Origin of the sequence: Caldanaerovirga acetigignens (assembly GCF_900142995.1) — a bacterium.
Classification (GTDB): domain Bacteria; phylum Bacillota; class Thermosediminibacteria; order Thermosediminibacterales; family Thermosediminibacteraceae; genus Fervidicola; species Fervidicola acetigignens.
On record NZ_FRCR01000006.1, the window covers coordinates 12,823 to 35,909 of the forward strand.

Below are 23,087 nucleotides of genomic sequence, written 5' to 3' on the forward strand. Positions count from 1 at the left end.
GTTCTCAATAAATTTATATAACAATAAACTTTATGTGTCAAACATTATCTTTCAGGTCGGTCCTGTAAATTTCCGTATATACCGGTCCGTTTTTAAACAATTGGCTTTTCATGAAGTAAATTTCTTTTACTAAAAAAGATGCTGAGAAATCTCTTTTGCGCAGGAGAAGTGTTGTATCCACAGTGGACTTAATTCTCCCTATTGTAAGGTGCGGAGAAAATGGTTTAGCATCAAAATCAATGTTTAAAGATCGCAAGGATTCATCTATATCGCGTTTTAAGCTGTAAAGTTCCTCGCTTTTTTGTATCCCTATCCAGAATACTTTTGGATTATTTTCATTAGGGAAAAAACCTGAACCGTACAGGTTCAGCACGAATGGACCACGACGTAAAGATATTTTTTCCAACGCATCACAGACAAGAGGCAGTTTGCTTATCGAAAGTTCACCCAAGAAGGCCAGAGTTATGTGATAATTTTCTTCGCTAACCCATTTTATACCCCTCATAAATTTTAAGTTATTCACAAATTGGGAAACACAATTTCTGGTAACGGGGTCAAGTTCTATGGAAATAAAACATCTTACGGTTTCCAAACTTCGTCCTCCTCATGATATTTTAAAAGATTTTTTCTCAAAAGGTGCAGTGCGGCATTAGCAGCCCTTTCCTTTATTTCGGATCTGTTGCCGGAGAAAAAGTGCTTTTCCACGAAACAACCGGAAGAGTCCGTATAGGCAATATATACGAGACCAACAGGTTTTTCTGTTGAACCACCTGAAGGCCCGGCAATCCCTGTTATCGAAAGGCCAATGTCCGTTTTAGAAATCCTCTTTACGCCTTCTGCCATTTCAATTGCTGTTTGCTCGCTTACCGCACCGTATTTTTCTAGAGTTTCGCTTCTAACAAAAAGAATCTCCTGTTTAGCTCTATTGCTGTAGGATACTATTGCTCTGTCAAGACTCTTTGAGATGCCGGGAACTTCAGTCAATTTATGGGACACAAGGCCACCCGTGCAGGACTCGGCAATCGCCAATGTTTTATTTTGTTCTAGCAACAACCGGGCGACCACATCTTCTATTTTTTCGTCATCGAAAGCGTAAAGATATTCACCAACTCTTTGTCTTATTTGAGATTCTATAGGGGCAATTAAACTCATGGCTTCTTTTGCACTGCCTGCTTTTGCTGTGATCCTTAAAGTTACCTCTCCCATTTTTGCCAGAGGGGCTATCGTTGGATTGGTTTGATTTTCCATTAAATCTTTGATTTTTTCTTCCAGCGTTGATTCTCCTATCCCGTAAAATTTCAGTACCCTAGAGAGTATTACCGCGGAAGTTTTTTTCGACAGTAAAGGGACTACATAATCTTTAAGCATGGGTTCCATTTCGAATGGAGGCCCCGGGAGCATAATGATCGTTTTTCCATCTTTTTCCAAAATAACTCCCGGAGCAGTACCTTTTTGATTCGGAATGGCCTTTGAACCTTTTGGCAGCATGGCCTGCTTCATGTTGTTTATTGGCATCTCCTTTTGCCTTTTTTGAAAATATTCCCGTATTCTATTTAGGCTCTCCTCATCTAATACGAGCGGAATGTTTAAATATTCGGCTATCGTCTCTTTAGTTAGGTCGTCTTGGGTCGGACCCAATCCGCCTGTCAAGATGATAACTTCAGAGCGATTCCATGCAGTGTGAAAAACTTCCATCAAACGTTTTTTGTTATCTCCGACCACTGTATGGTAATATACGTCTACCCCGATTTTCTGCAGTTCCTGAGAAATTATTTGTGCGTTAGTATTGACTATTTGACCTAATAAAAGTTCAGTACCCACGCTAATTATTTCCGATTTCATGAAACATCACCTTTATAAAAGATTCTCCATTTTTTTTGCTAACCCTTTTTTAAAATTAAGCTACTTTAAAATTTTTTAGGTCCTTTAAAAATCTTCTAAAGGTCTCGCCGTCTATTTTTTCGTTTTCCATAAGATAATCGATAATAAGATTTAGGTCTTCTTTGTGCTTTTCTATAATTTCCTTAGCTTTTTCTTTTTGAGCATTTATTATCTTTGAAATTTCCCGATGAAGCTCTTTTAAAGGTATTGAATCTCTATCAACGATACCCATTTCAGACATTCCTGAAAATACTATTTTTTTGGCCAGTTCAACTGCATGGTCAATGTCTCCCGAGGCGCCTGTGCTGCTTTCGCCTAAGATTACTTCTTCAGCAGCTGCTCCAGCCAGCGCAATAGCTATTTCTGTTTCCAAATGGTTTCTAGTATAAAGATATATATCTTCTTCTTGTTTTTGACGCATATAACCTAGAGCTTCTCCTCGCGACGTTATCGTTATGGTAGATACCGAATTAGGCTTGAAAAATTCGCTGATTAGAGCGTGGCCGCATTCGTGAACTGCGATGCGTTTCATTTCAGCTTTTGTGGGTTTCCTTTTCAATTTTTCGCCCATTATCACCTTATCGATAGCTTCCATAAAATGGCATTGTCTTATTACTTTTTCTCCCGCACGTCTTGCGAGGATAGCTGCTTCATTACAAAGATTTTCTAGATGGGCACCGGAAAATCCAAATGTTTCCTTTGCTATTTGCTCCAAATCTACATCTTCAGCGAGGAGCTTGCCTTTAGTATGCAGTTTTAAAATCTCGAGTCTCCCATCTTTATCGGGAAGGTCAACTTTTACTATTCGGTCAAATCTTCCGGGCCTTAAAATAGCCGGGTCTAAAATATCCGGCCTGTTTGTGGCGCCGATTACTAATATTTTCACATCATCATCTTTAGCCGACAGTCCATCCATTTCTACCAACAATTGGTTTAAAGTCTGATCATATTCCAAATGATTGCTGTTTTTCCCTCTGACACCTGCTATGACTTCAATTTCATCGATAAAAATTACGCAATGCTTTTTGGAATTCTTTCGGGCGAGTTCCCTAGCTGTTTTGAATAACTGCCTTACCCTTTGAGCACCTACTCCTGCGTATAACTCTATGAATTCGCTCCCCGAAACTGAAATAAAAGCAGAATCGATATAATTAGATGCAGCTTTGGCCAGTAAAGTCTTTCCCGTACCAGGAGCACCTGTGAGAAGGATGCCCTTCAATGGTCTTATACCCATTTTACTAATTTCATCATAATTTTTTATAAAATCCAGTGCTTCTAACAGTTCGTTCTTTGCAGTCTCTTGACCTCCAATATCTTCAAATGTTATTGCTTTACCGACATCAGCAGGTTTTGCCGAATTTTTAATAATACTTGATTTATCCACGTAATTTTGCAGCACGTACGCAAGAAGCCCTATCACAGCCAAAGGCAATGCATTTATTCCGTTTGCAAAAAGAAATATCATGACTGCCAGGATGACGCCAATTATTATTTCAAAGGGCAATTTTTCTCCCCTCCCAAGCAAATCTATTGCATATTAATAATTTTATAGAGGACATCATGATCGGATTTTATTTTCAAGTAGAGATTTTCATTGTCGAGAAAAACTCCGATATCAATCTTATACTCGGTTTCGAGTTGGTCAAGCTTCGCTCTCATTTCTGTAAATTTGCCCGTTTTTATCCCCTCGAAAATCACGAACTGAACCTTTTTTGTATATATGTTTTCAAGTAATTCGGATGGTGTATTTATAATTTTTACGGTAAAGGGTCTTCCTTTGAGGATATCGGAAGCGGTGTCTTGAATATCGTAGTATACGCCTGCTAAGTTGTCTACGTCTTTAAGACAGATTTCTAGGTTAATTTTACCGGCTTCTTTTTTTATATTGACTTCTTTTACGTATTCTTTTTGCGAAAAAGTTTTAATAAGTGGATTGAAGGCTACAAACCTGTTAAACAATTGCTGAGCACTGAACAATAAAAAAAGTGAAAGAAAAAAAGCTGCAAAAGCATAAAAAGCCTTTTTTTTGTCGAGAACCAAAAACTCTCACCTCAATCAAAAGTCATGTTTACATAAAATAATTATATCATACTGTTTTTCTCATGTCATAAAAGTAAAGAAGGCATTTTATGGGAATGCCTTCTTTAAAGAATTTGCACAGCTTCACCATATAGGTCGTATTCAAAAGCCTTGGTAACTTTAACCTTGCAAAATTGGCCGGGTTCGCACTTATCTGCGGTAAAAATTACTGTGCCGTCGACTTCTGGTGCGTCTTTCTGCGAGCGGCCGATGAATAATTTTCTTTTTGAATCGTAATTTTCGGCAAGTACAGTCAATATTGATCCCACTAATTTCTCGTTTTTATTTTTTGAGATATCCTGCTGAACTCTCATCAGTGTGTCGAATCTTTTTTTCTTGATTTTTTCAGGCACCTGCGGTCTTAAAGTGGCTGCGCAAGTTCCTTCTTCTCTGGAATATTTAAAAGCGCCGACCCGGTCAAAATGATATGTTTTGATGAAATTGATAAGTTCTCTAAAATCCGATTCGGTTTCTGTAGGAAATCCAACTATAAAAGTAGTTCTCAGTGCGATATCAGGTACAACATTTCTCACCTTCTCTATGAGTTTTTTAATTTGCTCGGAATTTGTGGGCCTATTCATTAGCCTTAAAATCCTATCGCTTATATGTTGCAAAGGGATATCCAAATATTTTGCTATTTTGGGGCTGCAGGAAATTATTTCCAGAAGTTCATCGTTTATGTGAGTCGGATATGCATATAATACCCTTATCCAAAATTCGCCTTGTACATCCGTCAGTTTTTTTAAGAGTTCTGGGAGCGATGGTTTACCGTACATATCTATGCCGTAGCTCGTGGTATCTTGAGCTACTATATTTATTTCTTTTATTCCGCGGGATACAAGAAATTCTACTTCTTCTTTTATCGAATCCATAGGTCTGCTTTTATATGGGCCTTTTATCAGCGGTATGGCGCAATAAGAGCAACGATTATTACATCCTTCCGCTATTTTGACATAAGAAACATATTTTAATGTATTTACTCTTTTTTTAATATCGTAATCGATTACTGTTTTATTGCGAGTTATATTTAATCTCGATACTTTAACCTGTTCTATCAAATCCGGCAATTTCAAAAAGTCACCTGTCCCGATTACTGCATCGAGTTCCGGTATTTCTTTCAAAAGCTGGTCTCCGTAGCGTTGCGACAAACAACCAGTAGCTATCAGTAGTTTACATTTGCCCCTCTTTTTATATTCGGCCATTTCGAGTATGGTATTTATCGACTCTTCTTTTGCCGAGTTTATAAAACCGCAAGTATTGATTATTATGATATCGGCATCTCCAATCTCGCCAGTTATTGAATAACCTTTTTCCAATAAACTTCCGAGCATATATTCTGAATCGACAAGGTTCTTATCACATCCTAACGATACTAATGCAACTTTGACCTCCACTTTATACCTCCTAAGTTGCCGAGGTTTTTACTCTAATTTTTTCACTTAGATACAATTAATAGTATATAGACCTTTTGACTATAAGTAAAGTAAAGCAAATAAAAATGAGGAATTATTGATTCCTCATTATTAAGAGAGTTTTTGGATAATTTCCGGGAATTTCTATTTCTTTTCCGTTTAATGTAACTTTAACTACAGGAGGGTTTCCTATTTTTATTGTCACCTTGTTTTTTGATTCGAACGACTTTGATTCTCCTTTATTGAGAGTGCCTTCAAATGTGACGATACCGTCCGAGTTTACCCTTATCCAGCACCTATCATTTATTACTTCAAATTTAACATTAATTGAATTTCCTGACACCGTATAAGTTATATTCCGGCCATCATCGCTCGCTAAAGTGATTTGGTTTAATAATTCTTCATTTCTTTCTTCTTCGGTTTCTAAAGTGGGGCTTGTATCGTTTTCTGAAGGTAAATCACTATTGACGGTTGTTTTGGGCGGCTTTAAGGATGTATCCGATTGCGTTTTTAAAAACGAAAGTGTTGTCAATGCAATAACGAAAACAAGTCCTACCAACAATAAAGGTATTTTTGGTACCTTGGATTTAGGCCTTTCTTCATCGATAATAAGTCTTCGGTCTTTTTCTACCGCTGTGTTATCTTGTTGAAATTCCTGCGATTTGGGAGCTGAAATTTCTTTGTATTTTTTTAGAATTTCATTCGAATCAATACCTACCGCGTCGGCGTAATTTTTCAGAAACCCCTTTAAATAGACTTCTCCCCCAGGAATGGCATCGAAATTTCCTTCTTCGATGGCGTTCAAGTACTTAATTCTGATTTTTGTTTCTCGGTTAATTTCTTCGAGCGATATATTTTTTTTAAGGCGCAAATTCTTTAAATAATCTCCGAGTTCTTTCGGATTTTTTACATCATCGAGGTTCATATTACCTCTCACTCCTTAAAGTATATTTCCCAGGTAATAGCAATTTTCCCAATTTTAGTATTATTTTCGACCGCTTGTTTAAGCAGATTCGTTAAAATATTTCTCAAATTGTTCTTTGGTTATCAAAATCTGTCGAGGTTTTGAACCTTCGTATTTGCCTATGAAACCTTTTTCCTCCATTTGATCAATTAGGCGGGCTGCCCGGGCGTAACCTATCCTAAGCTTTCTCTGAAGCAATGAAGCGGAAGCCTGGCCGTTTTCAATGACCACCGACAAGGCTTCTTTGAATAATTCGTCCACATCATCTTCATTTTTAAGCGACTTTTCTTCTTCAAAGTCCGATAATTTTTTTTCGTAACTGGGTTCCATCTGATTCTTTACAAAAGCTACTACCTTCTCAACTTCCTTTTCACTTAAAAATGCCCCTTGGATTCGCATGGGTTTTGCTGCTCCTACGGGGAAGAATAACATATCTCCCTTTCCTAAAAGTTTTTCGGCCCCAGCCATGTCGAGGATTGTCCTTGAATCTACCTGTGACGACACAGCGAATGATATCCTAGAAGGTATGTTTGCTTTTATCAAACCTGTAATTACATCTACCGATGGCCTCTGAGTTGCGACTACAAGATGAATTCCCGCTGCACGCGCCATCTGTGCTAATCTACAAATACTTTCTTCCACTTCTCTGGGCGATACCATCATAAGGTCTGCTAACTCATCTATGATTACCAGGACTTTTGGCAATTTTTCTTGGCTTACTTCATTAAATCTGTTGATTTCTCGTACTCCCTCTTTAGCAAATAATTTATACCTTCTTTCCATTTCCGATACCATCCAGTTAAGAGCTGATGCAGCTTTTTTTGCATCCGTTACCACCGGTGCAATTAAATGGGGTATTCCATTGTATGTGGTCAGTTCGACTACTTTAGGATCTATTAGTAACAATTTTACCTCATTAGGAGATGCTTTGTATAAGATACTGGTTATTATTGTGTTTATGCATACGCTTTTCCCTGACCCGGTGGCACCAGCAATTAATAGGTGTGGCATTTCTGCAAGATCGGCCACCACAGGTTTTCCAGCGATATCTTTACCCAAGGCAATAGTAAGTTTGGATGACGAATTTTTAAATTCAGCAGATTCAACGATTTCTCTGAAATACACTTTCGATACTTCCTTATTTGGGACTTCAATCCCTATAGCGGCTTTACCGGGTATTGGAGCTTCAATCCGAACATCTGGCACCGCAAGGCTCAATGCGATGTCATCGGCTAAATTTACAATCCTGCTTACCTTGACTCCGGGTGACGGTTGGACTTCGTATCTTGTAACCACAGGGCCGAAGCTCACCTGTACGACTTTTGCCTGAATACCGAAGCTTTCTAAAGTATTTTCTAAAATCTGCGCGTTGTTTAACAGTTCTTTTTCATTGAGGTTGTTTTGCTTTGAAGAACCTTTTTGCAGGAGGTTTACGGGAGGAAAATTGTACTCCTGATTTTTATGATGTCGTTCTGCACAAAACGTATTATCGAACGTATTATCGGAAGTTTCACGAGTTTTATTCCTCTCGGTCACCGATTCTGTTTTTTCAGTATTCGATTGTGATGTAATTAATAGATTTTCTTTTTCTTTGATTTTTTCATTCTCATCCAATTTTTCTTCAGTTTCTTCTGAAGAGGTTGCGGCGCTGTTAATAATATGCGGCTTCAGTTCGCGACGTTTTTCTTTTTTTGTATTAATCGAATGTTTTATTATTTCAGAAATCGAAATACCGGTAGATAGAATTATACCTATGCATAAAAAAGTGAATAATAGCACGTATGTACCTGCTGAACCAAATAAGGTAAAAAGAATTATTGCTGAAATTCCACCGATTAGTCCCCCGCCTATTCCATTTTCACCCAGATCTGCACTTTTTCGCATCTTCTCAATAAAGCTCAAATTTTTCATTTCGATATAAGGTTTTATATGTAAAACTACTAGAACTACAAAAATAACTAACAATATACCATAGAGTTTGGGGGTAAATCTGGGAAATTTTTTTCTTAATAGGCAATAAAAGCCCCACATACAAATACCGAGAGGTATAGTAAGAGCTCCTGCACCTGCCAGACCTTTCATGTTTTTCTTTAATATTATTCCAAGCGCTCCAACGGAATCAGTATATAATGATACTAATCCCAAAACTCCGATGCAAATTATTAAAATCCCGTATATTTCCCAGCGGATATCGTTGTAAAACGTACAACTTTTGTTTCTATTACCTTTCACGCCATGACACCCCTATGTTTTTATTCTCCATTTTTGCAAAAAATCCTTTAAAAAAAACAAAAAGGCTTTAAAGCCTTTGACTCGGAATGAATATTATTACATTTCCAGGATATAATTTGGGATTTAGGTATACCGTGGGGTTGCTGCTAATCACGCTGATTATTTTTCCTTTATCCACATCGATTGGTTCCACTAGAATTTTTATATTATCAATTTCTATCTCTCTAAAATCATATTTTCTATCAATTCCATCTAAAACAAGTTCTATAGGTAATACGGTGTACAATATCATTTTATATTACCACCTATAAATTATTTTTATGCCTACTTCTTTCGCTCATTTATGAGTTCTTCCAGCTTTTTAACTGCTTCACCCAAGCCGCCAACTTCATCAATTAGGCCATATCTTACTGCATCAGCCCCCACAAGGACCGTCCCAATATCTCTAGCTAGTTGCCCTGTGTTAAACATTAATTTTCTTAAAGTTTCCTCTTCGATTTTAGAATGCTGCACAACGAATTTTATTACTCTATCCTGCATTTTGTCAAGATACTCGAACGTCTGTGGGACTCCGATCACAAGACCACTTAACCTTATTGGGTGGATCGTCATGGTTGCCGTTTCCGCAATAAAAGAATAATTGCTGGCAACTGCTATCGGAACCCCTATGGAATGCCCGCCCCCCAATACCAAAGAAACGGTAGGTTTTGTCATGCTGGCTATCATTTCTGCGAGGGCAAGCCCTGCTTCTACATCTCCTCCAATTGTGTTTAGGATTATTAAAAGGCCTTCAATTTTAGGATTCTGTTCTATGGCCACTAGCTGAGGAATTATATGTTCGTATTTGGTGGTTTTGTTTTGCGGTGGCAAGATAATGTGACCTTCAATTTGTCCGACTATGGTTATGCAGTGTATATTGCTTTCCGGTTTTGGGATTTCAAGTTGGCCTAGCTGTTGGAGTGTTCCTACCGTTGGGGCCGGCATGCTTTTTTCATTTCCTTCGTTGTCCACATTGGAAAAAAAAAGCATTTATTTTATCATCCTTCCAGATTTTAATTTAATGGCTGCTAGTTATATTAATTTATTTTTTAAATCAAAAATATACAAAAAAGGTATGACCAAAATTTGGCCATACCTTGTAAAGTAACCCTTCGAACGGTCGTTTACGTTAAAAAAGGAAACAGTTTTATAAAACCTTCCGTAAACATAACCAAAGTTGAGTATAAAAAGCTGGAAGATTCCGCAGAAGTTAAGTGATTTTAAGAGCATATATTTCAGTGAGCCTTTTCCCATTAGATATGCCAAAATCCTTCAGCGCTTTTTCAAAAGCGCTAAAAAACTCGAATATCTTTGATACTCGGGCATTTTCACCCATGTGACCTATGCGCCAAACTTTTCCAGCAAGCTTTCCCCAACTGCCAGCCATCATTACATTGTATTTTTTCCATAGATGGTTTCTAAAATCCTCGTCATTTATTCCGTCGGGTATATAAAAAGCGGTTACCGTGTTAGCTTCAGCCCCTTGGGGGGGAAATATTTTGAACCCTGAATCCCTTAAAGTTTCCCTTACAGCTCTACTCAATTTTTCGTGACGTTTATATATCTCTTTTCCTTCTTCTAGCACCGCAGAAGCTGCTTCAGATAGGGCGAAAATATCCGAAATGGGCGGAGTATAGGGAAATATTTTATTTTTGAGCCACATTTGCTTCCATTTCAAGAGATTGGCATAAAAACCCCGAATGGGATATTTCCTCCTTTCAATTTTAATCCATGCATCCCGGCTTATAGAAAGAAATGTAAGGCCCGGTGGAGCCGAAAGACACTTCTGCGACCCGCCTAAAACGACATCAATACCCCACTCATCGGGCTTGATTTCATGTCCTGCAATTGACGAAACCGCGTCCACAACTGTTATCAAACCAGCTTCTTTTAAAACGGGACATATTTCATGGATGGGATTTATCAATCCTGCTGGAGTTTCACAATGGACTACCGTTGCTATCTTAAACCCGCCGTCGCGTTTAGAGAGAAATTTCTTGATATCCTCGGCCGTGATTGGTTCATCGTATTCTTTTTTAAGAAGTGTTACCTGCCCGCCATAAAGCATAGCAAAATCTTTGAAACCCTCGCCAAAGACACCGTTGGCTAAACACAGCACCTCGTCACCAGGTTCTACTAGGGAAGCCATGGCTGCTTCCAGACCTAGAATTCCCTCACCACTTAAAATCAGCACGTCTTCTTTGGTATTAATGATTTTTTTGAGTTTATCACAGGTTTCAACGTAAAAGTCAAAAAAGGCCGGATCAAGGTCTGGGTTAGTAATAGGCCTAGCCATGGCGTTCCTTACTCTCTCGCTGATTTCGGTAGGACCTGGCGTCATTATAAGACCAGTTTTTATACCCATAAATTTTTACCTCCGCTAGCTATCACAATTGAATCAACATTTATTGTTATATTAGGACTTACACAGGTTTTCTCAAAGTAGTTCGAGGGCCTATATATTGGAAATTAAGAAATTGGGATAAAAAAATATTACTTATAGCTCATTTAATCTAGATAGCAAGGATTCTCCCCCCACTTGGAGAAGAAAAAGAACTTTTTTTCATACTTCCATTATTATCGGCAGTATCATTGGTCTTCTGTGGGTCTGTTCGAATAAAAATTTTCCTAACGTATCTCTTACTTGAGATTTTATCATAGACCACTCGGTAATTTTTTCTTCTTGGCATTTTGCCAAGGCCTGCCTTACAATTTCTTTTGATTGTTCCATTAATTCTTCGGATTCCCTAACATAAACAAAACCCCTTGAGATTATGTCAGGGCCAGCAACTACTTCTGTTGTCTCTTTATCTATTGTAACAACTACTATTAAAATACCATCTTGTGCTAACTGTTTTCTATCTCTTAGCACTATATTTCCTACATCCCCTACGCCCAACCCATCAACCATGACTTTGCCCGCTGTAACCTTGCCCGCCAACCTGGCTGAATCTTTTGTTAATTCTATAACTCTTCCATTTTCTGCAATGAAAATGTTCTTTTCAGGAATTCCTACTTCTTTGGCAAGGTTAGCGTGGTGAATGAGATGTCTATATTCCCCGTGAACTGGAACAAAATACCTAGGTTTTACTAAATTCAACATAAGCTTAAGTTCTTCTTGGCTTGCATGTCCAGAAACATGGACGCCCGATATTGCTTCATATATGACTTCTGCTCCCTGTTTGAAAAGGTGATCTATCGTCCTTGCAACCAACTTCTCGTTTCCCGGAATTGGAGTTGCTGCTATCAGCACTGTGTCTCCTGGAATAATTTCTACTTTCTTATGTTCGGACATGGCCATACGAGTAAGCGCCGACATTGGTTCGCCTTGACTGCCAGTCGTAATTATTACTACTTTTTCTTTAGAAAGTTTACTTATATCATCTAGCTCCATCATCAAGTTCTTGGGTATTGAAAGATATCCCAAACTGAGTGCAATATTTACAGTATTTACCATGCTACGTCCCACGACGGCAACCTTTCTTTCAAATTTAAATGCTGCATCGAAAACTTGTTGTATTCTGTGGATGTTTGTTGCAAAGGTTGCAACTATTATCCTCCCCTTTGCCTTGCTAAATATTTCTTCTATTGTAACTCCGACAACTTTTTCTGACATTGTATAGCCTTGGCGCTCGGCATTGGTACTGTCTGAAAGCAGCACGAGCACACCCTTTGAACCTAATTCGGCGAGTTTATGGAGGTCTGCTATCTTCCCATCAACCGGAGTTTGATCGAATTTAAAGTCCCCTGTATGGCAAACAGTTCCTAATGGAGTATGAATAGCTATTCCAACAGAATCAGGGATGCTGTGGTTAACTCTAAAAAATTCCACGGTCAGACTTCCGATTTTCACCGATGCCGGTGGGTTTATTACATTCATGTTTACACTTTTTTTAAATTTAGCTTCTTTTAATTTGCCTTCAACTAACCCCATTGTTAGTTTAGTTCCGTAAATGGGAGCGTTAATCTGTTGTAATACATACGGTAATGCACCTATATGATCTTCGTGACCGTGGGTTATCAGGATTCCTTTTACCATATCTTTATTTTCCACTAAATAAGAAATGTCCGGTATCACCATGTCTACTCCAAGCATTTCTTCTTCTGGAAACATAAGACCGGCATCAATGACGAGAATTTCCCGCTCGTATTGGATTACTGTCATATTCTTACCTATTTCACCCAATCCACCTAAAGGAATGATAAGTAGCTTTTGTTCATTTTTGGACAATAAAAAAACACCTCCATTATTCCGATTTTTGTTTCGATAATTTTTATTTTGTGCTATCTTTCTAAATTGATGTCATCTACATCTAAAATTACAGCATCCGGACCAATTTTTCTAATAGAACTCCATGATATCCTCATATAATTTTTCTCGCCTAGCGAAAAAAATTTGCTTCTCTTGTTAGGTATTAGTAAATACTCAATTTTACCTGACTTTTCATCGATGAGAAGGTCGCAATTACCTAATATACCTAATTTAACCCCTTTGCTCAAGTTTATTATGTCCTTTCCGTTTAAATCTCCTAATCGCATAATCATCCCCCCATAAAATTATTTTATGGGGAGAACTTATTAAAAATAACTCTTTTTATAAACCTGTATGGCCGAAACCTCCGCTTCCCCGTTGAGTTTCTTCTAGAGATTCTACTTCAACTAGTTCTGCCTTGGTTACAGGAGTTATAACGAGTTGCGCTATCCTATCACCCCGCTTTATTGTAAAATTGCTTGTTCCGTGGTTAATCAGGATTATTTTTATCTCACCCCGATAATCGGCATCTATTGTTCCCGGGCTGTTCAAAAGGGTAATTCCATATTTGGCAGCAATGCCGCTTCTTGGGCGAATTTGTCCCTCAAAACCAGGTGGTATCTCAAGTTGTATTCCAGTTGGTATTATTTCGTATTTTCCTGGTTCTATAACTAAATCGTGTTTTACGTTGGCATAGAGGTCCATACCCGAAGCTAATGACGTCATATATTTTGGCAAGGGTAAATCTTCTGCTCCTCTTATTCTTTTAACTTTTATTTTTACAGTGTTCAATAAACGATCTCTCCCTATGTAGGTTATATTTTTTCAATTAAAGTATACATTAATTACCACCGGATTTCAACTCAAGATAAATGAAGGCTTAACTGCCTTCTGAGATAAGATCGCTAACAGTTGTAATTTTGTACCCATTTTGGTGAAGGTTTTTTATGATGGTAGGTAAAGCAGTTATTGTATCTTCGGTTGGATGCATCAGAACTATCTTCCCATTTCCTGCATATTTAATTACTTTGTCGACAATATATTTTGCGCCAGGTTTTTTCCAGTCAATAGTATCAATACTCCACATAACCAGTTTATAATTCAGTGCATTTACTGCTTTTAAAGTCTGCTTTCCATATTCTCCATAAGGAGGTGCAAAAAGTTCGGTTTTAACCCCAATTATATTTTTAATGATTTCTTCTGCTTTTTTTATTTCGTTTACATTTTCATCAAAAGAGAGACTGGCGTGATGAGAATGGCTGTAACCGTGATTTCCGATTTCATGCCCTTTAGAATGTATTAACTTTAGTAGATCTGGATTTTTTTCCGCCCATCTGCCTTCAATAAAAAAAGTTATTTTAACTCCATTTTCTTCAAATATTTCCAGCATTTTGGGTATATACTCATTTCCCCAAGCCACATTACATGTAAAAGCCATAATTTTTTTATCAGTCTCAGCTTGGTAGATTGGTTGCCATAGTACAGGAAGATTTTCATCTGGCATATTTGTCTTTGCAAATATCCAACTTGCGATAAGAATTAAGATGCAAAATACTTTTGCTACATTTCTGGGGATTTTAAAAATATATAACCTCATTATGAGTGCCCCCCTTAAATATCGAAACATAGACTTAGAATTTCATGCTATCTATTATGAATCATACTTTACTTCTCGACTATTTATGACATAAAAAAACATAAACCGATGAACCTCGGTTTATGCTTCTGCTTTGTTCTTATTTTTAGATTGTTTTTCTTGAAAAACATCTTTGTGGGAAAGGTTAATTCTACCCTGTTTGTCTATGTCGGTAACTTTTACCAAAATTTCATCTCCAATTCTTACTACATCTTCTACCCTTTTTACCCGTCCCTTTGATAATTTCGAAATGTGGACGAGCCCTTCTTTTCCAGGGAGAATTTCTACAAATGCTCCAAAATTTGTTATCCTTAAAACTTTACCGAGATATATCTTGCCTACTTCTACATCCTGAGTTATATTTTTAATCATTTCCAGTGCTTTTTTTCCGGCAGCTTCATTAGGTGCTGCTACATATATTTTGCCGTCATCTTCGATGTCAATTTTTACTCCAGTCTCTGAAATGATTTTGTTTATCATCTTTCCGCCTGGACCGATGACATCTCTTATTTTTTCAGGATCAATTACTGTAGTGAATATTCTCGGCGCATAAGGAGATAGTTCGCTTCTGGGACTAGAGATAGTTGCCAGCATCTTTTCTAGGATGTATAGCCGCCCTTCCTTCGCCTGTTCTAATGCTCTTCTCAAGGTGTCTGTATCTATCCCTTTGACCTTTATATCCATTTGAATTGCTGTAATTCCTTTAGAAGTTCCTGCGACTTTAAAATCCATATCACCTAAAAAGTCTTCTATCCCTTGAATATCCGATAGTATAGTTACTTTGTCATCTTGTTTGATGAGTCCCATAGCAATACCGGCTACAGGAGCTTTTATAGGAACGCCAGCATCCATCAATGCCAGGGTAGAACCGCAAACGCTGGCCATAGAGGTAGAACCGTTAGAACTTAAGACTTCAGAAACCAATCTTATCGTATATGGGAATTCTTCTTCCGGAGGTATCATGGGCTCTAAAGCTCTCTCTGCCAATGCTCCGTGGCCGATTTCCCTTCTTCCAGGACCTCTCAACACTCTAGTCTCGCCTGTACTATAAGGCGGAAAATTGTAATGGTGCATGAACCTCTTACTTTCTTCCAATTCCAGCCCATCTAAGATTTGGACGTCACCTAATGCTCCAAGAGTAGCTACCGTCAAAACTTGGGTTTGACCGCGGGTGAATAAACCTGAGCCGTGAGTTCGCGGCAAAATGCCTACCTCACACGAAATAGGCCTAATTTCAGTGCTTTTTCTCCCGTCAGGCCTTATTCCTTCATAGGTTATCATATTCCTTACTTCTTCTTTTAGAATGTTGTACAATACGTCTGCAATCTCTTTTTCCTTTTCAGGGTAGGTTTCCTGGAAATGAGCAATAGTATCCTCATTTACTTTTTGCAAATAAGCTTCTCTTTCCTGCTTATCGTATATTCTTATGGCTTTGAGTATTTCTTCTCTTGCGTATTCTCTTACCGCTTTTTCCAATTCCGGATCTATTTCTTGAACAGTAAATTCCATCTTGGGTTTTCCAACTTTTGCGATAATTTCTTCCTGAAATTGGACTATTTTCTTTATCTCTTCGTGTCCAAAATTTATTGCGTTTATCATATCCTCTTCTGTTACTTCATCTGCTCCAGCTTCCACCATTAAGATAGCATCTTTTGTTCCTGCAACAATAAGTCTCAACTTGCTTTTTTCGTATTGTTCTACCGTCGGATTTATTACGAAATTTCCGTCAACCAAGCCTACCGAAACTGCTCCTACTGGTCCTTCAAAAGGTATATCTGATATACAAAGCGCAATAGAAGCACCATTTATGGCAACAACATCTGGAGTATTATCCTGATCTACGGAAAGGATGGTAGCTATAATCTGTATGTCATTTCTGAATCCTTTCGGGAAAAGCGGCCGTAAGGGTCTGTCTATAACTCTTGCGGAGAGTATAGCTTTTTCGCTGGGTTTTCCTTCCCTTTTTATAAAACCTCCCGGAATCTTACCAACGGCATAGAGTCTTTCTTCATAGTCTACTGTTAACGGCAGAAAATCTACACCTTCTCTCGGTTCTTTTGAGGCCGTAGCCGTAACTAAAACTACTGTATCGCCATATCTTGCGATTACAGCCCCATTAGCTTGCTGGGCCATTTTTCCTGTTTCTATGATAAAAGGTCTACTTGCTATTTCTGTTTTAAAAACTTCCAAGTAAAATTATCCTCCTTTCCCTTAATTGGAAATATAAATTTTTATTCTACATCATTGTTATTATTTCCTTCTTTGAGCTTTTAAAAATTAAAGCGGGGAATCCCCGCATTAACCTATTTTCTAAGTTCAAGCTTTTCTATGACATTTTTATATCGCTCTAAATCTTTTTTCTTCAGGTAATTCAAAAGAGCCCTTCTTTTTCCAACCATTTTTAGGAGTCCGCGACGAGAATGATGGTCTTTCTTGTGTATTTTAAGATGCTCTGTTAATTGGTTAATTCTTTCAGTCAGAATAGCGATTTGCACTTCTGGAGATCCCGTATCGTTTTCGTGAATTTTAAATTTCTCGATTATCTCGCGCTTTGCTTCTTTGTCCAATGCCACTGTTTTCACCTCCTCAATATATTAAAATCCCCTGTAACCCAGTCGATCGTCGGAGGCATCGATTGACCGAGTAAGGGTTCATCAATTCAATCAAAAATTATTATAGCATATAGCGATAACGATTACAAGATTAATATAAGTAAGCCTCGTTCCTTTACTTTTATGTTTAACACATCATTCTTAATATTAATTCCATTATAAAAAATCATCCTCTTAAATATGATCTAATATAGAACGTGCTTTTTCAATATCCATTTTTACTTGCAATAGAAGGCTTTCAACGTCTCTAAATGCCCTTTCTTCCCTTATCTTTTCAATAAAATATACTTCTATTTCTTCGCCGTATATTTGCTCATTAAAATCAAAAATATGAACTTCTAAAGTTATGCTAAAGACATTGGCTTTGCTTTTAAAAGTAGGTTTTTGCCCTATATTTGCTACTCCGTGGTAAAGTTTGCCATTTCGAGATATCAGAACCGCATAAACTCCGAAAGCTGGTTTGATTATGTAAGATGATAGGAAAACATTTGCTGTCGGGAATCCTAATTTTCTCCCTATAGCTTCACCTTTTACTACTTTCCCTCGAATGCTAAAAGGCCTGCCTAGTAACGCCTTTGCTTCTTTCATGTTGCCACTTTCAATCATATCTCTAATTATAGTACTGCTGACAATTCTTCCATTAACAGCAACAGGTGGTATAATTAAGGTTTCAAAACCTTTTTGCAATCCTATAGATTTCAGCTCTTCTGCCGTACCCTTTCCGCCTTTGCCAAATAGAAAATTATAACCGACTACTACTAGTTTCGCATCTAATTTTTCAACTAATATACGTTCAACAAACTCCTCATAAGACATCTGAGAAAACTTCTTAGTAAAAGGTATGAGCAAGAGATTTTTTACCCCATAGTTTTCAATAAGTTTCTTTTTTTGTTCGAGAGAGGTTATTAACGGTGGAGCATCTTTAGGGGATAAAATTTTTAAAGGATGGGGTTCAAAAGTGACAACGAATGATTCGAGGCCTTCTTTATCGGCTCTTGTTACCAGTTCATGTATTAATCTTTGATGACCCAAATGAACGCCGTCGAAATTCCCCATTCCGCAAGCAGTTGGAGTCTTTACTTCTAAAGCATCAAAATTACTGTATACTTTCATCATTCTCAACCTCATAAAAAAGACTTTTGTACCTTAACCAGAATATTTAGCCCTCGATAAAATATTTTTCCCACACCGAGAAATTGTTTTTTTTGATCATAAATTACCGCATACTGATTTTCATTATCCGGTTCGGTTGATATGTTTTCTATAGGAAATTCGGTGCCTTTGAAAAAAGATTTTTCGTTTCTTAATTGAATAATAACGGAGGACATGAAAGTTGAAAGAATTTTGTCTATAGACATAAGGATTTCTTGCGATTTTCCCGATGATACAGAAGCTTTTATATCTTCTAAAGTTATAGCGTGAGATATTTTAAAAGGCCCCAGCTTTGTTCTTATAAGACAAGATAAATGAGCGCCGCAACCCAGTGCTCGTCCGATATCTTCGCAAAGCGTCCTAATGTAAGTGCCTCGGGAGCAGCTTACTCTGAATAAAACCCGTGGTTTTTCATACTTAATGAGCTCTATGGAATAAATTTCTACTGTTCGTGGTTTTCTTTCGACAACAATCCCTTGGCGAGCAAGCTCATATAGTTTTTTCCCCTTGTGCCGCACCGCTGAATACATAGGAGGTATTTGCTGTATTTTCCCAACAAATTTATTAAAAACTTCGATTATAGATGCCGATTCCGTGTTACAATCTTTAGTTTCCAAAACTTTGCCCATGTTGTCACCAGTGTCGGTCGTGACGCCCAGTGTCATTTCTGCGACATACTCTTTCTCGCTGACTTCAAAAAACTCTACCGCTTTTGTAGCCTTTCCAACAAAAATCGGCAGAACACCGGCTGCACCGGGATCTAACGTGCCACCGTGTCCAACCTTTTTTGTACCCAGTTGTTTTCTTAAAAAATCTACGACGTCATGAGAAGTCATTCCAGGCGGTTTTAAACAGTTAATTACTCCGTTCACCGTGATCCCTCTTCGACGTTTTTACATATTCTTTTAAAGCAGGCAAAAAAATGCTCTTTGCTTTTTCCAAGGGGCCTTCAAGAGTACATCCGGCGGCTCGTGCATGGCCGCCCCCTCCAAATTCCTCAGCTATTTTGCTTACATCCACCCATACATTAGACCTCAATCCAACTTTTACTTTTGAATTATCCTGTTCTCTAAAAAGGACTGCCACTTCCACGCTTTCTATTTCTCTTGCAAAATTGATAAAACCATCCGCATCTTCTTCTTTCGCCCCTACTTTTTTTAACATATCTTTCGTTAGCTCCATGTATGCTATTTTGCCGCATTCGGAAAGTTTTAAGGTACCTAATACTTCTTTTAACAGCAAAATCGATGCGTAACTTTTCTTTTCAAAGATTTCTCTACTAATGAAATCCGGTCGCACTCCGATTTCGACCATTTCTGACAATATCTTCAAACACGATGGGGTAGTATTGGAATATTTTATGGAGCCGGTGTCTGTAATAATTGCAGTGTATATGCACGTGGCTATATCGATATCGATTGGCACGTTGAGAGTCTTAACTAAATAATATACCATTTCGCCTACAGCGGACGATTTGTCGTCTATAATATTTATATCTCCGTATAATGAATTGCTTTTATGGTGGTCCAAATTAATTATAAGCTTACAGATCGATCTTAGGTCTTTTTTGAAATCTAGTCTCTCTACATCACCCGAGTCCAAACATATCATAACTTCAGCGCGATCTTTTTCCGGTATATATGATCTTATTTTTTCAGAATGTGGTAGAAAATTAAATTTTGCGGGAACAACATCGTTAATGATAGGCATCACATATTTACCTAATTTTTCCAAAACTGTAGTCAAGGCTAAAATCGAACCCACAGCATCGCCATCGGGCATGATATGCGATGTTACAATAAAAGAGTTATGTTTAAAGATTACATCCGCAAGTCTAGGAAAATCCATTTTTCTAATACTCATCTCCGTTATCATTATTCATATCTTTTAACAATTTTGAAATATAAATGCTGTATTCTATTGATTCGTCAAGTTTAAAATTTAATTTTGGCATAAATTTAAGTCTTACACGATTTGCCAATTCCCGCTTTATAAAACCTTCCGCGTGGTTTAACGCTTCAAGGACATTATGTTTCGTTTCCTCGTCTCCATATATGCTTAGAAAAATCTTTGCGTACCGTAAATCCTTGGATACATCTACTTTCGTTACGGATATTAGACCTTGAATGCGGGGATCTTTAAGTTCGTTGTTGATAATCTCACTTACTGCCTTTTGAATTTCTACAGATACCCTCTCAGTTCTAGAAAATTCCACCTCAATGCCTCCCCGGTTTTCATTATTGTTCCACTTGTTTATTTACAAATGCCTCCAGTATATCTCCTTCTTTGAGGTCGTTGAATTTCTCAATAGCTATACCGCATTCAAAGCCGCTCATTACTTCACGCACATCATCTTTGAATCTTTTTAAAGAAAGTATTTTCCCTTCATATATTACTACCCCTTGCCTGATTACTCTGATGAAAGAATTCCTCGTTATCTTTCCCTCGGTAACGTAACACCCAGCAACAGTACCCACATTCGGAACTTTAAACAGGGCTCTTACTTCAGCTCTTCCTAATATGACTTCTTTGAACTCCGGCTCTAACATTCCTTTCATTGCAGCTTTAATGTCATCTACGGCATCATAAATTACCCTGTAAGTTCTAATGTCGACCTTCTCTTGTTCAGCTAATTTTTTAGCGTTTGAATCGGGCCTTACATTAAAACCTATTACTATGGCATTAGAAGCAGACGCGAGCAATATGTCGCTTTCGTTTATCGCTCCTACCGCTCCATGAATAATTTTTACTTGTACCTGATCCGTCGAACATTTTTCTAATGCAAGTTTTAAAGCTTCTAACGAACCTTGCACGTCGGCTTTTATTATGCAATTGAGTTCTTTTATTTCTCCCTGTTTTATCCTGTCAAAAATTCTATCTAATGAAACTTTAGGAGTAGTTATATTCTCTTTTTCTTTATGGATTTCTTGGTATTTTTCCGCAATCTCCCTTGCCTCTTTCTCGCTAGATACCACTCTTATAACATCGCCAGCACTGGGAACTTCGGAAAAACCCATGACCTCTACTGGAATAGAAGGAGTTGCCGATTTTACCATCCTGCCCCTAGAATCTCTCATCGCCCTTACTTTTCCATAAGCCGGTCCAGCTACTATTGCATCGCCGACCTTTAAAGTGCCTTTTTGCACTAATACTGTGGCCACGGGACCCCTACCTTTGTCTAATTTGGCTTCAATTATTACTCCGGAAGCCCTTGCGTTGTAATCAGCCTTGAGTTCGGCCATTTCCGCAACTAAAAGTATCATTTCCAATAAAGTATCAATTCCTATGCGGTTTTTAGCAGAAACGTTGACGAATATGGTGTCCCCGCCCCATTCTTCGGGTATTAGACCGTATTCCGATAACTGTTGTTTTACCCTTTCAGGATTGGCGCCCGGTTTATCTATTTTGTTTATCGCCACAATTATAGGCACTCCCGCTGCTTTTGCGTGATTGATAGCTTCTACGGTTTGAGGCATAACTCCGTCGTCAGCGGCGACTACCAAAACTACTATATCTGTTACTTTTGCTCCGCGGGCCCTTAAAGCGGTGAAAGCCTCATGTCCCGGTGTGTCAATGAATACTATTGTTTTACCATCTTTTTCCACCTGCGAAGCTCCTATGTGCTGTGTAATACCTCCTGCTTCAGATGCAGCGACATTCGTTTCTCTTATTGCATCCAAAAGCGTCGTTTTGCCGTGATCTACATGTCCCATGACGGTTACAACCGGGGGTCTCGGTTTTAGTTCTTCTGGCCGCGTCTCCTCTTCCTTCTCTAGTTCGGCAAGTTTATCTTCTCTTTCTTCCTCGGCTTCATATCCAAATTCTTTTATTAGTTTCTTGGCCGATTCGAAATCTATTTCGGCATTAATATTTACCATTAGTCCAAAATCCATTAATTTTTTTATCAACTTGACCGGCTCGATGTTTATTCGATTGCCTAAATCTTTGATGCTTATTTTGGACGGGAGAACAACCTTTTGAATTTTCGGTTTTGTGCTTACTTCTTCTGTTTTCTTGGGCGGTTCCGGGGCTTTTGGAGTCTCATTTTTTGTTTTTTTACTGCCTTTTTCTTCTGAGACCAAATCCATTATCAGTTGAGCCATATCATCTTCAAGGCTGCTCATGTGATTTTTTATATCGACGTCCAACTCTTCCAATATGGAAATCAATTTTTTGCTAGATATTCCTAGCTTTTTAGCAAGTTCGTACACTCTAACTTTCGACAATATTCCCCACCTCCGTCGTTTTTGTCGCACCTAGACGCCTTAGTATCTCTTTCGAAAAATTTTTATCGGTAATACCTATAATCTTTCTGGCTTCCTTTCCGATAGATTTTCCCAACACGTCGGATGTGCCGTAGATTATGCAATTTATTCCCTTCGATTTACAAATGCTTTTAAACTTACCTTTTGTATTTAGGGATGCATCTTCAGATACTATAACCAAGAAAACTTTTTTCGACAAAATGGCTCTTTCCACCGCTTCCTGACCCGCTACAACCTTGCCTGCCTTACGGGCAATTCCAAGCAATGGCGGAATATCAAAGAGCCTCACTTTTTATTAAATCCTCCTTCAGCTTTTCTATTGTTTCCTTGCTCACTTCATGGTCTAATGCTTTGGATAGCCTATCTTCTTTTAGTGCCTTTTCCAGACATTTAACGTCTTTGCAAAAATAAGCTCCTCTACCTGAACGCTTTCCTGTAAGATCCAGTTCAATTGAACCTTCCGGTGTCCTTACGATACGGATTAATTCTTTTTTAGGTTTCATCTGTTTGCAACCTAAGCACATCCTCATGGGAATTTTTTTAGGGCTCATTTTCATCCCCTC

General features: G+C 38.1%; 23 protein-coding genes. All 23 read right to left on the bottom strand.

Going from position 1 to position 23,087, the window contains the following annotated elements:
• Positions 1-37: 37 nt before the first annotated feature.
• The 23 genes from thpR to rnpM all read right to left on the bottom strand — a co-directional run bounded on the left by thpR (position 38) and on the right by rnpM (position 23,075).
• Positions 38-592 (bottom strand): RNA 2',3'-cyclic phosphodiesterase, encoded by a 555-nt coding sequence (gene thpR / locus BUB66_RS05690; RefSeq protein WP_073256033.1) that lies wholly within the window; start codon positions 590-592, stop codon positions 38-40.
• Positions 580-1,842, bottom strand: coding sequence for a competence/damage-inducible protein A (locus tag BUB66_RS05695; RefSeq protein ID WP_073256036.1), 1,263 nt, complete (start codon positions 1,840-1,842; stop codon positions 580-582). The genes thpR and BUB66_RS05695 overlap by 13 nt, the downstream gene beginning before the upstream one ends.
• 55 nt (positions 1,843-1,897) lie before the next feature.
• Positions 1,898-3,385, bottom strand: a complete 1,488-nt coding sequence (locus tag BUB66_RS05700; RefSeq protein WP_188092876.1) for an AAA family ATPase — start codon at positions 3,383-3,385, stop codon at positions 1,898-1,900.
• A gap of 23 nt (positions 3,386-3,408) precedes the next feature.
• A complete protein-coding gene (locus BUB66_RS05705; protein WP_143156231.1) occupies positions 3,409-3,858 on the bottom strand; it encodes a hypothetical protein in 450 nt (149 codons plus the stop codon).
• Between the two features lie 167 nt (positions 3,859-4,025).
• Positions 4,026-5,354: a 30S ribosomal protein S12 methylthiotransferase RimO gene (gene rimO, locus BUB66_RS05710; RefSeq protein ID WP_073256042.1), complete on the bottom strand. Its 1,329-nt coding sequence runs from the start codon at positions 5,352-5,354 to the stop codon at positions 4,026-4,028.
• Positions 5,355-5,466: 112 nt separating this feature from the next.
• Positions 5,467-6,297, bottom strand: a complete 831-nt coding sequence (locus BUB66_RS05715; RefSeq protein WP_073256046.1) for a helix-turn-helix domain-containing protein — start codon at positions 6,295-6,297, stop codon at positions 5,467-5,469.
• A gap of 78 nt (positions 6,298-6,375) precedes the next feature.
• The gene (locus BUB66_RS05720; RefSeq protein ID WP_073256049.1) at positions 6,376-8,568 is read right to left on the bottom strand and encodes a DNA translocase FtsK; all 2,193 of its coding nucleotides are present in this window, start codon (positions 8,566-8,568) and stop codon (positions 6,376-6,378) included.
• 67 nt (positions 8,569-8,635) lie between these two features.
• Positions 8,636-8,860, bottom strand: coding sequence for a YlzJ-like family protein (locus BUB66_RS05725; protein WP_073256052.1), 225 nt, complete (start codon positions 8,858-8,860; stop codon positions 8,636-8,638).
• Positions 8,861-8,892: 32 nt separating this feature from the next.
• Positions 8,893-9,552: a ClpP family protease gene (locus tag BUB66_RS05730; protein WP_425291874.1), complete on the bottom strand. Its 660-nt coding sequence runs from the start codon at positions 9,550-9,552 to the stop codon at positions 8,893-8,895.
• Positions 9,553-9,817: 265 nt separating this feature from the next.
• Positions 9,818-10,972, bottom strand: coding sequence for a pyridoxal-phosphate-dependent aminotransferase family protein (locus BUB66_RS05735; protein ID WP_073256058.1), 1,155 nt, complete (start codon positions 10,970-10,972; stop codon positions 9,818-9,820).
• 198 nt (positions 10,973-11,170) lie between these two features.
• Positions 11,171-12,838 carry a ribonuclease J gene (locus BUB66_RS05740; protein WP_073256061.1) on the bottom strand — a complete coding sequence of 556 codons (1,668 nt, stop codon included), beginning with the start codon at positions 12,836-12,838 and terminating at the stop codon, positions 11,171-11,173.
• A gap of 53 nt (positions 12,839-12,891) precedes the next feature.
• Positions 12,892-13,146, bottom strand: coding sequence for a YlmC/YmxH family sporulation protein (locus BUB66_RS05745; RefSeq protein ID WP_073256064.1), 255 nt, complete (start codon positions 13,144-13,146; stop codon positions 12,892-12,894).
• 55 nt (positions 13,147-13,201) lie between these two features.
• Positions 13,202-13,651 carry a dUTP diphosphatase gene (dut, locus tag BUB66_RS05750; protein ID WP_084098826.1) on the bottom strand — a complete coding sequence of 150 codons (450 nt, stop codon included), beginning with the start codon at positions 13,649-13,651 and terminating at the stop codon, positions 13,202-13,204.
• A gap of 88 nt (positions 13,652-13,739) precedes the next feature.
• A complete protein-coding gene (locus BUB66_RS05755; protein WP_073256070.1) occupies positions 13,740-14,456 on the bottom strand; it encodes a polysaccharide deacetylase family protein in 717 nt (238 codons plus the stop codon).
• Positions 14,457-14,576: 120 nt separating this feature from the next.
• Entirely contained in the window at positions 14,577-16,685 is a 2,109-nt protein-coding gene (locus tag BUB66_RS05760) for a polyribonucleotide nucleotidyltransferase (RefSeq protein WP_073256073.1), read from the bottom strand.
• A gap of 113 nt (positions 16,686-16,798) precedes the next feature.
• Positions 16,799-17,068 (bottom strand): 30S ribosomal protein S15, encoded by a 270-nt coding sequence (gene rpsO / locus BUB66_RS05765; protein ID WP_073256076.1) that lies wholly within the window; start codon positions 17,066-17,068, stop codon positions 16,799-16,801.
• A 213-nt stretch (positions 17,069-17,281) separates the two neighbouring features.
• Positions 17,282-18,220, bottom strand: coding sequence for a bifunctional riboflavin kinase/FAD synthetase (locus BUB66_RS05770; RefSeq protein WP_073256079.1), 939 nt, complete (start codon positions 18,218-18,220; stop codon positions 17,282-17,284).
• An 11-nt stretch (positions 18,221-18,231) separates the two neighbouring features.
• The gene (truB, locus tag BUB66_RS05775; RefSeq protein ID WP_073256082.1) at positions 18,232-19,131 is read right to left on the bottom strand and encodes a tRNA pseudouridine(55) synthase TruB; all 900 of its coding nucleotides are present in this window, start codon (positions 19,129-19,131) and stop codon (positions 18,232-18,234) included.
• Positions 19,115-20,134 (bottom strand): DHH family phosphoesterase, encoded by a 1,020-nt coding sequence (locus tag BUB66_RS05780; protein ID WP_244269765.1) that lies wholly within the window; start codon positions 20,132-20,134, stop codon positions 19,115-19,117. Before BUB66_RS05780 ends, truB begins: the two co-directional genes overlap by 17 nt.
• Positions 20,112-20,474, bottom strand: coding sequence for a 30S ribosome-binding factor RbfA (rbfA, locus tag BUB66_RS05785; protein WP_073256085.1), 363 nt, complete (start codon positions 20,472-20,474; stop codon positions 20,112-20,114). Before rbfA ends, BUB66_RS05780 begins: the two co-directional genes overlap by 23 nt.
• 22 nt (positions 20,475-20,496) lie before the next feature.
• The gene (gene infB / locus BUB66_RS05790; RefSeq protein ID WP_073256088.1) at positions 20,497-22,485 is read right to left on the bottom strand and encodes a translation initiation factor IF-2; all 1,989 of its coding nucleotides are present in this window, start codon (positions 22,483-22,485) and stop codon (positions 20,497-20,499) included.
• Positions 22,472-22,813, bottom strand: a complete 342-nt coding sequence (locus BUB66_RS05795; RefSeq protein WP_198409382.1) for a L7Ae/L30e/S12e/Gadd45 family ribosomal protein — start codon at positions 22,811-22,813, stop codon at positions 22,472-22,474. Before BUB66_RS05795 ends, infB begins: the two co-directional genes overlap by 14 nt.
• The gene (gene rnpM / locus BUB66_RS05800; RefSeq protein ID WP_066353470.1) at positions 22,800-23,075 is read right to left on the bottom strand and encodes an RNase P modulator RnpM; all 276 of its coding nucleotides are present in this window, start codon (positions 23,073-23,075) and stop codon (positions 22,800-22,802) included. Before rnpM ends, BUB66_RS05795 begins: the two co-directional genes overlap by 14 nt.
• Positions 23,076-23,087 lie beyond the last annotated feature (12 nt).

Excerpts from the sequence above, each read along its gene's own strand:
- BUB66_RS05695 (WP_073256036.1), bottom strand. The coding sequence starts at position 1,842 with ATGAAATCGGAAATAATTAGCGTGGGTACTGAACTTTTATTAGGTCAA.
- BUB66_RS05715 (WP_073256046.1), bottom strand. The coding sequence starts at position 6,297 with ATGAACCTCGATGATGTAAAAAATCCGAAAGAACTCGGAGATTATTTA.
- BUB66_RS05725 (WP_073256052.1), bottom strand. The coding sequence starts at position 8,860 with ATGATATTGTACACCGTATTACCTATAGAACTTGTTTTAGATGGAATT.
- BUB66_RS05730 (WP_425291874.1), bottom strand. The coding sequence starts at position 9,552 with ATGCCGGCCCCAACGGTAGGAACACTCCAACAGCTAGGCCAACTTGAA.
- BUB66_RS05735 (WP_073256058.1), bottom strand. The coding sequence starts at position 10,972 with ATGGGTATAAAAACTGGTCTTATAATGACGCCAGGTCCTACCGAAATC.
- BUB66_RS05745 (WP_073256064.1), bottom strand. The coding sequence starts at position 13,146 with ATGCGATTAGGAGATTTAAACGGAAAGGACATAATAAACTTGAGCAAA.
- BUB66_RS05755 (WP_073256070.1), bottom strand. The coding sequence starts at position 14,456 with ATGAGGTTATATATTTTTAAAATCCCCAGAAATGTAGCAAAAGTATTT.
- BUB66_RS05770 (WP_073256079.1), bottom strand. The coding sequence starts at position 18,220 with ATGAAAGTATACAGTAATTTTGATGCTTTAGAAGTAAAGACTCCAACT.
- BUB66_RS05780 (WP_244269765.1), bottom strand. The coding sequence starts at position 20,134 with ATGATAACGGAGATGAGTATTAGAAAAATGGATTTTCCTAGACTTGCG.
- rnpM (WP_066353470.1), bottom strand. The coding sequence starts at position 23,075 with ATGAGCCCTAAAAAAATTCCCATGAGGATGTGCTTAGGTTGCAAACAG.